Below are 15,869 nucleotides of genomic sequence, written 5' to 3' on the forward strand. Positions count from 1 at the left end.
CGATCGTCCCCATGCCGGCACCAGTTGGCGCCGCCTGCCCGCGACACGCGAGCCCTGGCGAAACCCTCAGGCCGCGGCCAGCAGGCTGGCATTGCCGCCCGCCGCCGTGGTGTCGACGCAGACGGCGCGCTCGTGGGCGTAGGCGGCCGGATAATAGACTTCGCTGATCAGCGGCACGATCGGGCCGGCGCGCTCGGCGATGACCTTGCGCACGATGCGCGCGGCCTCGGGCGTGCCGGAAAAGGCGACGACATCGACCCGCAGCGAGCGCGCTTCGACCGGGTCCGGCCGCCCATCGATCGCCGCGAGCGGCAGGCCCTTGCCGGTCAATGATGAAAGTGCCGCCGGCGCGCCGGGTGCGACGGCGAGCACGGCATTGCCGGCGGCCAGCGCCTGGATCGTCTGCGCAAGCAGCGTATCCGCGTCGGGACCCAGACACAGCACGCGCCCGCGCGGCGACAGCGACAGCGTGTTGGCCTCGCCGGTCGGCCCGGGCAGGTCGACCTGGCCGAAATCGATGCCGGCGGCAGTGCCGATAGCCGCGGCGCCCTTGCCGCGCAGATGTTTCCTCAGGATGGCGACGCGATCCGGCCGCGTCGACCAGCCGCCAAACGCCGGGTCCGGCAGATTGTCGGCGAGCTCGGTCGCCGTCACCTTGCGGCCTTCGGCAAGATGGGTGCCGGCCTCCGGTCCCTTGCGGAAGCGTCGAAGATAATGTGGGCCGCCGGCCTTCGGCCCGGTGCCGGAAAGGCCCTCGCCGCCGAACGGCTGCGCGCCGACGACGGCGCCGATCTGGTTGCGGTTGACGTAGATGTTGCCGGCATGGATGCCATCGACGAAATGCTGGGCGCGGCCTTCGATGCGGGTGTGCAGGCCAAAGGTCAGGCCATAGCCTTTGCGGTTGATCGCAGCGATCACCGCATCGATCTCGTCGGCATCGAAGGTGGCGACATGCAGCACGGGGCCGAACACCTCGCGCTCCAACTCCTCGATGCCCTTGACCCGAAAGACGTGCGGGGCGACGAAGCGGCCGTCCTTCGGCGCTTCGAGCTTGGCGATCAGCCGGCCCTGCAGGCCCATTTTGGTGCAATAGTCACGGATCGACGCTTGCGCCTCGTCATCGATGACCGGGCCGACATCGGTCGAGATCCGCCACGGGTCGCCGAGGCTGAGCGCTTCCATCGCGCCTTTCAGCATCTCAAGCATCTTCTTCTCGACGTCCTTCTGGACGTAGAGAATGCGCAATGCCGAGCAGCGCTGGCCGGCGCTCTGGAAGGCGGAGGCGAGGATGTCGCGCACCGCCTGTTCGGGAAGTGCGGTGGAATCGACGATCATGGCGTTGAGGCCGCCGGTCTCGGCAATCAGCATGGCGTCAGGCGCGGCGGTGTCGGCGAGCTGCTTTTCGATCAGCTTGGCGACCTCGGTCGAGCCGGTGAAGCAGACGCCGGCAATGCGCGGATCGGCGGTCAGCGGGCCGCCGACCGTGGGGCCGTCGCCGGGCAGAAGCTGGATGATATCTTCCGGCACGCCGGCCTCGCGCAGCAGCTGGACAGCGCGGAAGGCGATCAGCGGCGTCTGTTCGGCTGGCTTGGCGATCACCGAATTGCCGGTGACGAGTGCCGCTGCAATCTGGCCGGTGAAGATGGCGAGCGGAAAATTCCACGGCGAGATGCAGGCGATGGCGCCGCGCGCCTCGGTGCCCGCCTCGGCATTGGCGGCCTCGGCCGCATAGTAGCGCAGGAAATCGACCGCCTCGCGCACCTCGGCAACGCCGTCGGCGAGCGACTTGCCGGCCTCGCGGCTGGCAAGCGCGAAAAACTCGACGGCATTGGCTTCGTAGAGATCAGCCGTGCGGTTGAGGATGGCGGCACGCTCGGCGACCGGGCGTCTTGCCCATGCCGGTTGTGCCTCGACGGCGATGCGCACGGCGGTCTCGACCTGCTTGGCGCCGGCCTCGCTGACCGTGCCGACCACTTCGGAAGGTTTTGCCGGATTGACCACCGGACGCTGCTTGCCGTAGCCGGCGGCGCGGCTGACCGGCTTGGCGTGCCAGCGCTCCGGCCCGGCGAACTCGGCCCTCGCCTTGTCGATCGCAGCCAGCGTCAGCGTGTCGGTGATATCGAAGCCCTTGGAATTGCGCCGGCCGGGGCCAAAGATCGCCGACGGCGGCACGATCGCCGGATTGGCGGCGGGGCCTTGTTTCTCCATCGTGTCGATCGGGTCGCGGGCGATGTCCTCGGGCTCGACCTCTTCATCGGTAAGCTGGTGGACAAAGGAGGAATTGGCGCCGTTCTCCAGCAGCCGGCGGACCAAATAGGCGAGCAGGTCGGAATGCGCGCCGACCGGCGCATAGATGCGGCAGCGCGTGCCTTCGGCCCGCCGCACCGTCTCATGCAGCGCCTCGCCCATGCCGTGCAGCCGCTGGAACTCGAACGTATCGCGGTCCGTCGTCATCGACAGGATGGCGGCGACGGTGTGGGCGTTGTGGGTGGCGAATTGCGGGTAGATCCGGTCGGTCATCGACAAAAGCTTCTTCGCGCAGGCCAGGTAGGAGACGTCGGTATTGGCTTTGCGGGTAAAAACCGGATAGCCGTCGAGCCCGAGCGTCTGCGCCCGCTTGATCTCGGTGTCCCAATAGGCGCCCTTGACCAGCCGCACCATGATGCTGCGGTCGTATTTCCTCGCCAGCTCATTGAGCCAGTCGATGGTGAAGGCCGCGCGCGGACCGTAGGCCTGCACGACGACGCCAAAGCCGTTCCAGCCGGCAAGCTCCGGTTCGGCCAGTACCCGTTCGATGACGTCGAGCGACAGGTCGAGGCGGTCGGCCTCCTCGGCGTCGATGTTGAGGCCCATGCGCGAATGGCGCGCCGCCAGCGCCAGCGACAGCAGCCGCTCGGCCATGACGGGCAGCATCTTTTCCTTCTGCGTCACTTCATAGCGCGGATGCAGCGCCGAAAGCTTGACCGAAATGCCGTGGTTCTGGCGGATGTCGGGGCCGTTGGCGCCGGCATCGAGCGAAGAGATGGCATCGGCATATGCCTTGAGGTAGCGCAGCGCGTCGGCCTCGGTGCGGGCCGCCTCGCCCAGCATGTCGAAAGAATAGAGATAGCCCTTCTGCGTCATCGGCCGGCCGCGCCTGACCGCCTCGGCAATGGTGCGGCCGAGCACGAACTGCTCGCCCATCTCGCGCATGGCGGCGGCGACCGCCTTGCGGATGACCGGCTCGCCCAGCCGGCGCACCATCGCGCGCAGCGTGCCTTCGATGCCGCCCTCGCCTTCGTCGAGCACGCGGCCGGTCAGCATCAGCGCCCAGGTCGATGCATTGATGAAGATCGAGCTCGAGCCGCCCGAATGCGCCGACCAGTCGTGCGGCGCGATCTTGTCGGCGATGAGGTCGTCCATCGTCTCGGTGTCGGGCACCCGCAGCAGCGCCTCGGCCAGGCACATCAGCGCCACGCCCTCCTTGGTCGAGAGGCCATAGGCGGACAGGAAGACCTCCATCAGCCGCGGATCGGACGAGCCGCGCACCGCGCGCACCAGATCGGCGGCACGGGCCGAAATCGCGTTGCGGTCTTGCGCGGACAGCCCGGCCGCCTCGGCCAGCCGCTTCACCGCCTGGTCTTCGTCGGGCAAATAATTGGCACGGATTTGCTGGCGGATGATGTCGAGCGCTGGCATGGCGGTCCTGTGGAGCGAGCATAAGGGAGCGGGCCGGCGGTCACCGGACCGAACGGCGCAAGCTAACATAAGTAGGGATTGCAGTCGGTCCAAAGAAGTCGACAGAACAGATCGATCGATCTATCATTAGGACTGATCACCTCCAATTCGACCAGGAATCCAGTGACAGAAGACCAATTGGACCGGATCGACAGGAACATCCTGTCGGCTCTGGGCAGCAATGGCCGGCTTTCCATGTCGGAACTGGCAGCGAAAGTCGGCCTGTCGAAGACGCCGGTGCAGGCACGGGTGAAACGGCTGGAGAAGGACGGCTTCATCAGGGGCTACCAGGCGATCATCGACCGTGAGCGCATGGGCGAAGGCCATGTCGCCTTCGTCCAGGTGAAACTGTCCGACACCCGCTCGGCCGCGCTCGACGCCTTCAACCGCGCCGTGCAGGCGGTGCCGGAGATCGAGCAGTGCCACATGATGGCATCGAGCTTCGACTATCTGCTGAAGGTCCGCACTACCGATATCGCCGCCTACCGCCGCGTGCTCGGCGAGCGCATCTCCGCCCTGCCGCACGTAGCCCAGACCTCGACGTTTGTCGCGATGGAGACGGTGAAGGATCGGTAGGAAACGCCGGCGGGACAGCGCCCCCCTCTGTCCTGCCGGACATCTCCCCCTCCAGGGGGGAGATCGGTTGTCACTGCCGCTTTCGCCAATCTCTAAACGTCGCAGGAGTGAACGGCGCGCCGAAGCTGCCAATCTCCCCACTAGAGGGGGAGATGTCCGGCAGGACAGAGGGGGGCGCGAAGGATCGCTACCCCGCCGCCTTCACTCCGTCAGCGTCTTCAAAAACGCCACCAGCGCCGCGCGTTCGCGATCCGAAAGCTGCAGCGGGTGGATCTCGGATACGCCTTCGACACTTGCCGGCGCCTTGGAATAATGCGCCACCACCTCGTCGAGCGAGGAAAACTGCCCGGCGTGCATGTAGGGCGGCCGGGTGGCGGCACCGCGCAGCGACGGCGTCTTGTAGGCGCGGACGAGTTCCGGCCCGGTCTTGACCATGAAGCGCAACTCGCGGCAGGCGCTGGCATCGCCGTCGCGAAAGGCGCCGAAACAGTTGAACGGATCGGCCTCGACCTGCGCCACCGCCTCGACGCGGCCGCGATCCGGCGGCAGGCCCGCGACCAGCGGCACGCCGGTGTTGTGGAAGCTGCCGTCGGTAAAACGCGGGCCGTTGTGGCAGGTCACGCAATTGGCCTTGCCGATGAACAATTTCAGGCCGAGGATTTCCTCCGACGAAAAGGCGGCGTCGCCTTTCGGCTCGGCGCCCGCAGCCAGGTCGAGGGCAAAGCGGTCGAAGCGTGTCTGCGGCGGCGCGATCGAGCGCTCGAAGGCGGCGATCGCCTTGCCGATATTGGCAAAGACGCGGTTGACCTCCTCGGCTTGGCTGGCGGGCATGGCGTTCCAGGCCGCCTTCTCGGCATCGGTGCCGAACGGGCCGGCATTGGCCGGCACGCCCGAAAGGTCAGGCAGCGGCCCGAAGATGCGCTCGTAGCGCCCGCCGAAGCGGGCCTTGACGTAATGCGCGAAGGCGGCGCGGTTGCCGGCCTGCTCCAGCGGATTTTCGAGCGGTGTCAGCGCTTGCGCCCATAGGCTGTCGCGCCGCCCGTCCCAGAAGAACCAGGGATCATGCGCGACGCCGGCCAACGGCATGGTACGACGGTTGGTGCGGCCGACGCCGACCGCTTGCGGCAGGTCGTCCTGGAACTGCCGGTCGATCTTGTGGCAGGTCGAGCACGATACCGTGCCGTCGCCGCTCATCCCGGTGTCGAAAAACAGCGTCGAGCCGAGTGCCGCGGCGGCCGGCACATCGGCGAAGCGATTGGTGGTATCGGGCTTCAGCGGCGGCAGCTTGGATAGCGCCAGCGAGGCGATGGTCTGCTTTTCGGCATCGGAAAACTCCGGTCTGCCGCAGCCGGCAAGTACGGCCACCACCACCAACGCGAGAAGACTGGGAAACCGGCTCATCAGTGGCTCACAGCACCACATTGAAGACGACAGTGTCCGAACCGGCCGCAGCGGAAATGGCAAAATGCAATTGCCACCACCCGCTCATCGTGAATTTCACGCCGTCGATGCGATAGCGCCCCGCGCCGAGGTAATCGGTCGCCTGCGGGCTGGTCGGCAGACCGTGCTTGTGCTGCGGCATGCCGCCGGAAATCGTTATCGCAGCACCTTCCACCGGCGCACCTTCGACGGTTTTCAGCGTCAGCAGCCAGGATTCCAGTTCGCCCTGCCGGATGACGCCTTTCTCGGGCTCGAAAGTCGCCGCGAACAGCTTGTTCGCCGTCGTCTTGGAACGGCCGACGTCCGAGCTTGGTTGCGGTGCATGCGGCGCCGTCAGATAGACGATTGCCAGCACGCCGGCGAGCAAGGCAGCCAAGCCGAGGCCTCCAAGAAGATAACGCCATAACGATGCCAAACCCATTCCTGTTCTGCGGATAACGTTTCGCTGGGCAGATCGCGTCCCACGCCCCTGTGGGAAATCGCGCCCAGTGCAAGAATCCGCCGTCGCCAAGCATGGCGCTGCCGGCAGCAAAAAGCTACAGCACCGCAATTGCAGGATGGAGGAGTGCTTCATGGCAGGAATCGGCATCGCCTCGATCGGCGAGTGCATGCTCGAGCTTTCGGGCCAGGCCGGGCCGAACTGGCGCATGGGCTTTGCCGGCGACACGTTCAACACTTTGTGGGCGCTGCATGCTTTGAGCGGCGAGCGGCCGGCGACCTATGTGTCGGCCTTCGGCGACGACCCGTTCTCACGCGACCAGATCAAGTTCCTGGCCGAGAACGGCATCGGCATCGGCGCCAGCCCGGTGATAGCGGGCGCCCGCCCCGGCCTCTATGCGATCACGCTGACCGGCGCCGAACGTTCTTTCACCTACTGGCGGGCCGATGCGGCCGCAAGGCAGTTGGCTTCGGACCCAGCCGCATTGCAGAAAAGCCTTGAAAACCAAGCGCTTGTCTATTTTTCCGGTATAACTTTGGCAATCCTCAACGAGGCTCCACGCAAGGTACTGCTGACGGCCGTGGCCAAGGCGCGCGCGGCCGGCTCGCTGATTGCCTTCGACCCCAATTACCGGCCGAGGCTGTGGCGCCAAAGCGAGGAAGCGCAGGCCGCGATCCTCGAGGCGCTCGCCGTCGCCGACATCGCGCTACCGACCTTTCCCGACGAGCAGATGCTGTTTGGTGATACAACACCGCAGAAAACAGCTGAACGGCTGCGAAAGCTGGTCGGCGAAGTCGTCGTCAAGAACGGCGAGGAACCGGCGCTGATCGCGCAAAACGGAACCTCGCAATCGGTGCCGGCGGTACACGTCGCCACCCCGGTCGACACCACCGGCGCCGGCGACTCCTTCAACGGCGCCTACCTCGCCGCTCGCCTTGCCAGCCATGCCCCGGCAGAGGCGGTGCTGCGCGCCCATCGCGTCGCCGCCGCCGTCGTGCAGGTGCGCGGCGCCCTGGCGCCGTTCGAGACGCTCAAGGCTGCGTTCGAGGCAACTGCTATCTGACCTTGATGACGACCTTGCCCTTGGCGCGTCCTGTTTCGACATAGGCCAGGGCGTCATTGGTCGCCTCGAATGGAAAGACCCGATCCACAACCGGGCGGATCGCGCCGGCTTCGATGAGAGCGGTGATTTTGCTCAGCTGATCGCCCTGCGCCCACATGAAAAGGAACGAAAACTGCACGCCGCGGCGCTTGGCTTTGGCCCGAATTCCGCGACTCAGGAAGCTGAGCACCAGCCTCAGCATTAAGTTCAGTCCCTTTTCCCTGGCAAATTCGGCATCCAGTGGACCGGAGATGGAGATGAGCTTGCCACCCGGTTTCAGCACCCTCAGGGATTTTTCCAGTGTCTTGGCGTCCTGGCTGTTCAAGACGACATCGTAGCCCGACAGAACTTTCTCCAAGTCGTCTTTCCTGTAGTCGACGACGACATCGGCGCCGAGACTTTTGACCAGATCGGCACTCGCCGCGCTCGCGGTTGTCGCAACGGTCGCGCCGAGGTGCTTGGCCAACTGAATAGCAAATGTCCCGACGCCGCCGGAACCAGCCTGAATGAAGACCTTCTGCCCCTTCTTCAGGTTTGCCCGTTCGATGAGCGTCTGCCAGGCGGTGAGACCGACCAGGGGAATCGACGCCGCCTCTTCCATACTGAGATTCTCGGGCTTCAAGGCTACGTCGGCCTCATTCACGGCAATGAATTCGGCGAATGTCCCAATCCGGCCGTCGCGCGGCCGCGCATAGACCTCGTCGCCGGCCTTGAACTTGCTGACTTTCGATCCCACGCGGATAACCTTCCCAGCCACGTCGTGGCCCAGGATGAAGGGCCGGCGATAGGGCAGGATGAGCTTGAATTCTCCGGTTTTGACCTTGGAATCGAGCAGGTTCACCCCTGCGGCATGGACCTCGACCAAGACATCGCTGTCCTGGAGCTCCGGCTCCGGCATTTCGGCCAGCCGCAGGGTGCCCTTTTTATTATACTTATCGACAACGAATGCCTTCATGGCAGTTACTTTCTAAGAATGTCTGTTGCTGTTCGGGACGAAACAAGCCGAACGTTTTCAGCTGCATGGCCGCCCTGCGGCAAGGCCTCAGCCTCGAGGAAGGACAGCGCCTTCGGGACAAAATCGGCGTAGTTCTGAAATACCCCGCCATGCCCGGCATCCGGGTAGATGACCAGATGCGCCCCAGGGATACGCCCGGCGAGATCGTAGGTATTGCTGCTCGGCACCATCCTGTCCTGGTCGCCATTCGCAACCAAAGTGGGAATGCGGATGGTGCTCAGGTCTTGTGGCGCCTGGAGTCCGTAGGCCTTGATCGCCTTGAGTTGCGCGCCGAACGCGCTCAGCGATATCGCCTTGTCCCGGTTGTTCCGGCGCTCCTTCAGCCGTTCCAGAAATGCGTTTGCGGCGCGGCGCCCATTCGGCGTTCTTGTGAAGAAGAGATAGTACTTCGGATCCCGAAAAGTCAGCGCGCCCTTGATCATGTCCACGATCGTCAGCGGCGTCACCTTGTCGATGCCTTGCCCACCGGCCGGCCCCGTGCCAGCCAGGATGAGTTTGCGCACAAGCTTGGGCTCGGTCAGCACAATCTCTTGCGCCACGAAGCCGCCGAGTGAAAAGCCGAAGAGATCGACTTCTTCGAACCCCAGCGCCCGGACAAAGGCGATTGCATCCCGCGCCATGCCGGAAATGGTCGACGGAGTTTTGCCACCCGAAGCACCGATGCCGCGATTGTCGAAGGCAATTACCCGCCGGGTCGCAGCGAGGCCATCGACGATGCGCGGATCAAAATTGTCCAGCTGAGCAGCCAGATGGTTGAGCAGGATCACTGGCACGCCCGTCCTGGGCCCGAGTTCCCTGTACGCAAAAGCTATGCCGCCGACATCGACGGAGCGCGTTGGCGCGTCATGGAACAACGCCGGTGAACGCGGCGACCGATTGGATCTATGTGTCATGCTTGGCGCCTCCGTTTCGTAGGGCCTGGCCAAATGTGTCGTAGTTGCTAGTCGCATGTGCGTGAAATCCTCTGGCTCGCCGTTGTTCAGACCGGCAGTCGGAACTGCTTGCGCAGGCTCTTGTCGAAAATCCCCGCGGGGGCAAAGCGGCGCAGCAGGCTGACCTGGCGCGCTGCGTTGCCAGCGGTATAGCGCCGTCGCGGGCGGGCATCGGTCGCTGCCTTGACAACCACATCCGCCACCACTTCCGGCCGATCGGCTTTGGGCATCACATCGCCCAGCAGCGCCTTGAGCCCGGCTCGAGCCCGATCGTATTCCTTCAACAGCGAATCCGGCTCGATGCCGTTCTGGTCGAAGACGGTGCGGACGAATGCCGGCTCGATGACGGAAACGCGGACGTTGAAGGCGCGCACCTCGTGGTCGAGCGATTCCGAATAGCCTTCGAGCGCGTGCTTGACCGCCGAGTAATGAGCTGAGTATGGCGCGGGTACCAGTCCCAGAATGGAGCCGATATTGATGATGCGCCCTTCGCCGCGCCGCCGCATCGACGGCAACACCGCATTGGTCATTCGCATGACGCCGAACAGATTGACGTCGAACAGGGCTTGTACCTGGGCGACCGAGGATTCCTCGGCGCCTCCTAGCAGACCGACACCGGCATTGTTGACCAGGAGGTCGATCCGGCCGGTCTGCGCGAGCACGGTGGCAACGAGCGCATTGACGGCCGCATCATCGGTCACGTCGCATGCCAGCATGGTCACTCCGCCCGGACCATTACTGGTCTTGCGGCGACTTGTCCCGAAGACAGTGAAACCCGCCCGCGCCAAGGCCTCGGCGCTGGCGCGGCCGATGCCGGAGGAGGCTCCGGTCACGATTGCGGTTTTTTCAGAATTCCCATTCATTTTTGATGTTCCAGGTCGAGAGGTCTAGCTTATTTCCACAAATTGAATTATGGTCGTAATATCCGATTATGAGCATAATGCAATAGCAGGACAGGAAAGAAAGACCATGCGCTACGAAAAGGGCCGAAAAGACGCGTCACGCAGCCGGATCATGGAGGTCGCCGCCGAACGTTTTCGATCTGACGGCATCGCGGCGTCCGGGCTGGCAACCATCATGAGCGACGCCGGGCTGACGAACGGCGCCTTCTATCCGCACTTCCAGTCGAAGGCGGAGCTCGTCCGTGAAAGCGTGGCGGCGGCCTTGGACGCGCAGTCGCATGAAGTGCAGGAAGCATTGGCCGCCGGCGGTCCGGAAATGGCCATAGAGACGTATCTATCGGCCGAGCACCGGGACAATCCTGGAAAGGGTTGCGCTTCGGCCGCGTTGTTGCCGGAAATCGCGCGGCAGCCGCCTGAAACGCGAGCCCTCTATGCCGAGCGCGCTCAATCCCTGGTGCGCCAGATAGCTGAAGCTCTGCCGCAGACGAACGATCCCGAGGGCGCTGCGTTGGGCATGTTTGCAACGCTCATCGGCGCGCTTCAACTCGCGCGCGCCGTGGAAGGAACGGAATTGTCGGATCGTATCCTAGCGGCGGGAGCAGCTGCCGCAAAGGCGCTGATCCGGCCGGTTCAAGACGAGGTGGCCTCCTGATGGCAGCCCGGATTATTCGGCCGGCTCGAATCTGCCTTGCACCAAGACTGTCTCCACCGGCCCAAGCGGATTGATGATCCGGCTAACCAGGACTTCGATAAGTTTGCGTCCAACACCCGCCATATCCACGGAATGAACTCCGATCTTTGCCGGCAGGAAGCGTGCCAGCCGCGTGCTGTCACGGGTGACGATGTGGACGTCGCGGCCTGGTGTAAGATCCCGCTTGCCGAGAGCGTGCAACGCTCCCAGAAGGCCCAGTTCGTTGGCGCACGCCAAGCCCGTTGGCGGATCTGATGACGCCAGCAAGCGATCGAACCAGCCTGCGCTCGATTCCATGGTGAACATGCCATGACCGATCAGCGATTGGTCGATCGGAATACCGGCCTCGGCCATTGCCCTTCCATACCCGGCAAGACGCATAGCACTCGTCTGGTCCTCCGGAACGAGAAGTTGCAGCGCAATGCGTCGACAGCCCTTATCCATGAGCCGCCGGGTCGCCTCGTAGGCAATCTGTTCATTATCGACATCGACATAAGGATACGCGATATCCAGGTCGGTTCTTCCAAACGCAACGAACGGCATGCGTTTATCCAGCAGCAGCTTGACGCGCGGATCAGCCGACACCAGGCGCGTGATGATCAGGCCGTCTGCGCTGTGCGCCTGAAGCTGCCGCTGCACACTCTCAACGGGATCGTCGTCGGGAGTGGTGGAATAGATGGACAGACTATAACCGGCTTGCCGCGCCGCCAGCGTCATGCCTTCGATTAAAGGAAGCTTCAACAGATCGGACAGATGGTCTCGTGTTTCCATCGGGAGTACGGCCGTCAGCGTCTGCGTTCGACCGGTTTTGAGCGCGCGACCATGATGATTTGGTAAATAGCCGACCCGCTTAGCCGCCTCCTTGACGCGGGCTATGGTCGAGGGCTGCACTTCCGGTCCATCTTTCAGAGCGCGGGAAACCGTGGTCACCGAGAGCGAAAGTTCCGCGGCGATCTGCTTTAGATTGGCCATTGTTCGCCCGACTTCATTTGCGAAAGCGCCGGCTGATTTGCTGACCGCCATAACGTTACCGAATTCGACATCCCGGTCAATCGAACTCCCGTAGGAAGCAGCTTGACTCCAGTGCATTGAGATGCAATCGTAACGTTACGATTACAAAATAAGGGCTCTTTTGAGCGATGTTTGATAAAGTTGGGGAGGAGAACCTATGTCCTGGCTACGCATTTCCTTAACAGCATTCGCAATCTCGGCTGCCCTGCCCGTTCATGCGCAGACGGTCACCATCACGACCGCAGGTGGGGATTATGGTAACGCCATGAAGGAGGCCATGTGGGGCCCGGCTGCAAAAGAGCTTGGCTATGATGTCCACGAGGAGACCCTAAGCGACGGCCTGGCCGCCTTGAAGATGCAGGTCACCTCGGGTGCGGTCACGACCGACGTCATTCACCTGGGTTCGCCGGAAGGTGCCCAGGCGGCCGCACAATCGCTGCTGGAGCCGCTCGACTACAAGATCATCGATCCGAAATCCGTGCCGGAGGGTGCGAAGTCCGACTACTGCTATCCGTTTGACTCCTATGGCACCGTCATGTCGTGGAACACCAAGACCTATGGCGAGAACCCGCCGAAGACGTGGGCTGAATTCTGGGATGTTGCCAAATTTTCTGGCCGTCGCGCGTTGCGCGCCAATGCGCAAGACTCGATCGAGATCGCGCTTCTCTCCGATGGCGTGGCACCGGCGGACGTCTATTCCGTGCTCAGCACCCCGGAAGGGCTAGAGCGCGCCATCAAGCGGCTTGAAGCGATCAAACCAGATGTCGCCGTGTGGTGGACCTCGGGCGCCCAGTCCGCGCAGTTGCTGAAAGACGGTGAGGCGGATTTGGTCATTACCTGGAACGGACGCGCCCAAACCGTGAAAGCAGATGGCGGCGCGGCTGACTACACGTTCAAGGGTTCGGTCATCGGCACGGACTGTCTTGGGGTGCCGAAGGGAGCGCCGAACAAGGAAGCCGCGATGAAGCTCATCGCAGCGATGACGCAGCCCGCGCGGGTTGCCAAGCTGACCGATTTCATTGCCTACGGCCCAGTCAATCCTGCGGCATATGAGGGTGGCCTTATTCCCGAGGACCGTCTGAAGACCCTTGCGACCGCGCCTGAAAATGCTGGCACTTCGGTGTTTTCCAATTCAGAATGGTGGGTCAAGAATGGCGAGGCTGCCCAAAGAGCCTTCGATGAAATGATGGCTCGCTGACTCTCAGCTCTGACGCATGTCGCGCAAAAATGTGCAGCGCGCGACAACGACATGCATGAAAACAAGAACCTAAAGCGCGTCGCGTGAAGCCGGTCGAACGCGACGCGCTTTAAGGCTGGAGCACATCATGAAGTCGCTCGCGATCACCATCGAAAGCGTGCACAAGGCTTATGAGTCCTACGTCGCACTGGATGATGTTTCGCTCGACATTCAGGCTGGCGAATTCCTCACGCTGCTAGGGCCATCGGGATCGGGCAAGACCACGTTACTCATGGCTCTGGCCGGTTTTGTCCGGCCGGATTCCGGTAAACTTTTCTTGGGCGATCGAGACATCACCCGCCTGCCGCCCAACAAACGAGACATCGGCATAGTATTCCAGAATTACGCCTTGTTTCCCCACATGAATGTCCTGGCGAACGTCGCGTATCCGCTGGTGCTGCGCAAGGTACCGAGAGCGGAGGCGCGTCAGCGGGCGCTTGATACCTTGGCCCGCGTGAAGCTGGATGGTCTGGCGGAGCGCAATATTGCCGCACTATCCGGCGGCCAACGTCAACGGGTGGCATTGGCGCGGGCTATCGTCTTCGAACCGCGCGTGATGTTGATGGACGAGCCGCTGTCGGCGCTCGACAAGAACCTGCGCGAGACCATGCAGTATGAGATCCGGCGTCTGCATGATCATCTACGGATCACCACGATCTATGTAACCCACGACCAGCGCGAAGCGCTGATTATGTCTGACCGGATTGCGGTGATGAATTCTGGCCGCATCCAGCAGATAGATACGCCGCAGCGGATTTATGATCGTCCATCGACCCGCTTCGTCGCGGAGTTCATGGGCGAGGCCAACATTGTGGCCCCGGGCTCAGCGCGCAGAATCGACGGCGCCGAAGCATCACGCGAAACTCTGATGATCCGCGCCGAAAGCTTCCATCTTGATGCGAAGCTCGTCGGGGGAGACGGAGTGGCTCTCGAAGGAATACTGCGCGCCAAAGCGTTCCGCGGCGAGAACTGGCTTTTGACGCTGGCGCTTGACGGCGGGCAAGAGGTTCTTGTCTGCATTCCGGCAGCGCTGGCCGGCGGCTGCGCCGAGCTTGCCGCCGGTCAGCGGATGACCGCATATGCACCGGCAGCGAAGGTTCACGCGATACCGGGAGCGATGGCGTGACCGTCGTCCGGGACCCGGCGCTCGCGGCGGATGCGCGGCGCGAGCGGCGGTTTTTTCTTTCACTTTCGCTCCCGGCGCTGTTCATCGTTGGACTGGCGGCGATACTGCCCATCCTTTGGATCATCCGGCAATCCTTCCTGACCACCGGGGGCGAGTACTCCGTCGGCAACTACGAGAAGGTCCTTTCGAGCGGACTGACGTGGTCGGCGCTCGTCACGACCCTCGAACTATCCTTGGGTACGCTGGCGGCCTGCATTGTTCTCGGTACCCCTCTGGCGCTGGCTCTGGCCAGCGTCAGACCAAGGCTGGCCAACGTGCTCATGGCGTTCGTCATGCTGCCGCTGTGGACCTCTATTCTGGTGCGTACCTATGGTTGGCTCGTGCTCTTGCGGCGCGACGGCCTGATCAACGCGGCTTTGACCGGTTCAGGCCTGACGGCGGAGCCATTGCCGCTGGTCTACAACTTCACGGGAACGCTCATCGGCATGGTGCACTACATGCTGCCACTTTTTCTGCTGCCTGTTTATGCTGCGATGCGCGATATCGACCCAAATCTCATTCGCGCGGCTGCGAGCATGGGAGCCACTCTCAGGCAGGTCATCCGCACAGTCATTATGCCGCTTTCGGCGGGCGGCATCTTCTCGGGTTCGATCATCGTCCTCATCTACGCCATAGGTTTTTTCATCACGCCGGCGGTGCTTGGCGGCGGCAAGGTAAATCCGCTCTCTACCCGGATCGAGCGTACACTATCGACCTTTCAGGACTGGGGGTCGGCAAGCGTCCTGGGCATTCTGCTCCTCGTTCTTATGGCGCTGATCGGTGTGATGTTGCTGGCGGCACGCCGCCTGGTGGCCCAGAACACCGTGGAAGCCTCCCATGCTTGAAGCCTATCCGCAAAACAGGCTCGCCCGCATTTTGCTCTGGAGCTTTGCCGCTCTTGTCATGGCATTTCTGATGCTGCCGACGCTCGTGGTGGTGCCGCTTTCCTTTTCGGCGTCGAATCTCCTCGAGTTTCCGCCGCACGCCTACTCGTTGCGCTGGTACGAGAACTTCTTCGGCTCGGCAACGTGGATGGCCGCGCTCAGAACGAGTTTGATCCTTGGGACTTTGACGGCGTCGATCACGGTGCCTTTCGCGCTGCTCGCCTGCATTTCAATGAATCGGCTGGGCGGAAAGACCGCTGCGGCCATCCAGAGCGTCCTGCTGACCCCCTCGATCACCCCAGGTATCCTGCTTGCGATCGGTCTCTTCTTTGTGTTGGCCGCACAACATCTGATCGGAACGCTATTCGGTGTGCTGGTCGGACATGTGGTGCTGGCAGTTCCGGTCGCCTGCATTGTGTTGCTACCCGCTGTCGCCCGCTTTGACTGGAACCAGGTTCAGGCGGCGCGCAGCCTCGGTGCAAACTGGGCCAGGTCCATTGGCGGAATCATCGTTCCGCAACTTCGGATCAGCTTGCTGTCGGCGACATTGATGGCGTTCCTGACTTCGCTCGACGAGTCCGTGATTTCGATCTTCATCGCAAGCGGTCGCAACAGCACGATGCCGAAGCTTATGTTCCTGTCGCTGCGCGATCAGATCGATCCGACCATTGCGGCGATCTCGACATTGTGGACCGTCATCGTCGTGGCCGTGGTCCTGATTGTGACCCTTCGCCAAAAATCCTGACCGAGACTGGAAA

Annotated in this window: 14 protein-coding genes; 7 read left to right on the top strand and 7 right to left on the bottom strand. The window is 63.0% G+C overall.

The window, feature by feature from the left end; all coding sequences use genetic code 11:
* Positions 1–66: 66 nt before the first annotated feature.
* Positions 67–3,678: a bifunctional proline dehydrogenase/L-glutamate gamma-semialdehyde dehydrogenase PutA gene (gene putA / locus NKJ55_RS23535; protein WP_352451953.1), complete on the bottom strand. Its 3,612-nt coding sequence runs from the start codon at positions 3,676–3,678 to the stop codon at positions 67–69.
* Positions 3,679–3,840: 162 nt separating this feature from the next.
* Here putA and NKJ55_RS23540 point away from each other — a divergent pair, with 162 nt between their 5' ends.
* On the top strand, positions 3,841–4,293 hold the full coding sequence (locus NKJ55_RS23540) for an Lrp/AsnC family transcriptional regulator (protein ID WP_023676441.1): 453 nt from the start codon (positions 3,841–3,843) through the stop codon (positions 4,291–4,293).
* Between the two features lie 201 nt (positions 4,294–4,494).
* Here the strand turns inward: NKJ55_RS23540 and NKJ55_RS23545 are convergent, their stop codons facing one another.
* Both NKJ55_RS23545 and NKJ55_RS23550 read right to left on the bottom strand, forming a co-directional pair.
* Positions 4,495–5,694: a cytochrome-c peroxidase gene (locus tag NKJ55_RS23545; RefSeq protein ID WP_352451954.1), complete on the bottom strand. Its 1,200-nt coding sequence runs from the start codon at positions 5,692–5,694 to the stop codon at positions 4,495–4,497.
* 7 nt (positions 5,695–5,701) lie between these two features.
* The gene (locus tag NKJ55_RS23550) at positions 5,702–6,148 is read right to left on the bottom strand and encodes a FixH family protein (RefSeq protein WP_352451991.1); all 447 of its coding nucleotides are present in this window, start codon (positions 6,146–6,148) and stop codon (positions 5,702–5,704) included.
* A gap of 157 nt (positions 6,149–6,305) precedes the next feature.
* On the opposite strand from NKJ55_RS23550, the gene NKJ55_RS23555 reads away from it, so the two are divergent.
* Positions 6,306–7,235 carry a sugar kinase gene (locus tag NKJ55_RS23555; RefSeq protein WP_352451955.1) on the top strand — a complete coding sequence of 310 codons (930 nt, stop codon included), beginning with the start codon at positions 6,306–6,308 and terminating at the stop codon, positions 7,233–7,235.
* On the opposite strand, the gene NKJ55_RS23560 is transcribed toward NKJ55_RS23555, so the two are convergent.
* The 3 genes from NKJ55_RS23560 to NKJ55_RS23570 all read right to left on the bottom strand — a co-directional run bounded on the left by NKJ55_RS23560 (position 7,228) and on the right by NKJ55_RS23570 (position 10,084).
* Positions 7,228–8,229, bottom strand: coding sequence for an NADP-dependent oxidoreductase (locus tag NKJ55_RS23560; RefSeq protein WP_352451956.1), 1,002 nt, complete (start codon positions 8,227–8,229; stop codon positions 7,228–7,230). The genes NKJ55_RS23555 and NKJ55_RS23560 overlap by 8 nt on opposite strands.
* Before the next feature lie 5 nt (positions 8,230–8,234).
* Positions 8,235–9,182: an alpha/beta fold hydrolase gene (locus tag NKJ55_RS23565; RefSeq protein ID WP_352451957.1), complete on the bottom strand. Its 948-nt coding sequence runs from the start codon at positions 9,180–9,182 to the stop codon at positions 8,235–8,237.
* Positions 9,183–9,268: 86 nt separating this feature from the next.
* A complete protein-coding gene (locus NKJ55_RS23570) occupies positions 9,269–10,084 on the bottom strand; it encodes an oxidoreductase (RefSeq protein ID WP_352451958.1) in 816 nt (271 codons plus the stop codon).
* Positions 10,085–10,190: 106 nt separating this feature from the next.
* On the opposite strand from NKJ55_RS23570, the gene NKJ55_RS23575 reads away from it, so the two are divergent.
* A complete protein-coding gene (locus tag NKJ55_RS23575) occupies positions 10,191–10,775 on the top strand; it encodes a TetR/AcrR family transcriptional regulator (protein ID WP_352451959.1) in 585 nt (194 codons plus the stop codon).
* A 12-nt stretch (positions 10,776–10,787) separates the two neighbouring features.
* Here the strand turns inward: NKJ55_RS23575 and NKJ55_RS23580 are convergent, their stop codons facing one another.
* Entirely contained in the window at positions 10,788–11,837 is a 1,050-nt protein-coding gene (locus NKJ55_RS23580; protein ID WP_352451960.1) for a LacI family DNA-binding transcriptional regulator, read from the bottom strand.
* Between the two features lie 145 nt (positions 11,838–11,982).
* Here NKJ55_RS23580 and NKJ55_RS23585 point away from each other — a divergent pair, with 145 nt between their 5' ends.
* From NKJ55_RS23585 to NKJ55_RS23600, 4 genes are all read left to right on the top strand, one after another.
* Positions 11,983–13,023: an ABC transporter substrate-binding protein gene (locus NKJ55_RS23585; protein ID WP_352451961.1), complete on the top strand. Its 1,041-nt coding sequence runs from the start codon at positions 11,983–11,985 to the stop codon at positions 13,021–13,023.
* A gap of 127 nt (positions 13,024–13,150) precedes the next feature.
* Entirely contained in the window at positions 13,151–14,188 is a 1,038-nt protein-coding gene (locus tag NKJ55_RS23590) for an ABC transporter ATP-binding protein (protein WP_352451962.1), read from the top strand.
* Complete coding sequence (locus tag NKJ55_RS23595; protein ID WP_352451963.1) at positions 14,185–15,072, top strand: ABC transporter permease; 888 nt, start codon at positions 14,185–14,187, stop codon at positions 15,070–15,072. Before NKJ55_RS23590 ends, NKJ55_RS23595 begins: the two co-directional genes overlap by 4 nt.
* The gene (locus tag NKJ55_RS23600; RefSeq protein ID WP_352451964.1) at positions 15,065–15,856 is read left to right on the top strand and encodes an ABC transporter permease; all 792 of its coding nucleotides are present in this window, start codon (positions 15,065–15,067) and stop codon (positions 15,854–15,856) included. Before NKJ55_RS23595 ends, NKJ55_RS23600 begins: the two co-directional genes overlap by 8 nt.
* Positions 15,857–15,869: the final 13 nt, after the last annotated feature.

The organism is Mesorhizobium sp. M0106 (genome assembly GCF_040322715.1).
GTDB lineage: Bacteria > Pseudomonadota > Alphaproteobacteria > Rhizobiales > Rhizobiaceae > Mesorhizobium.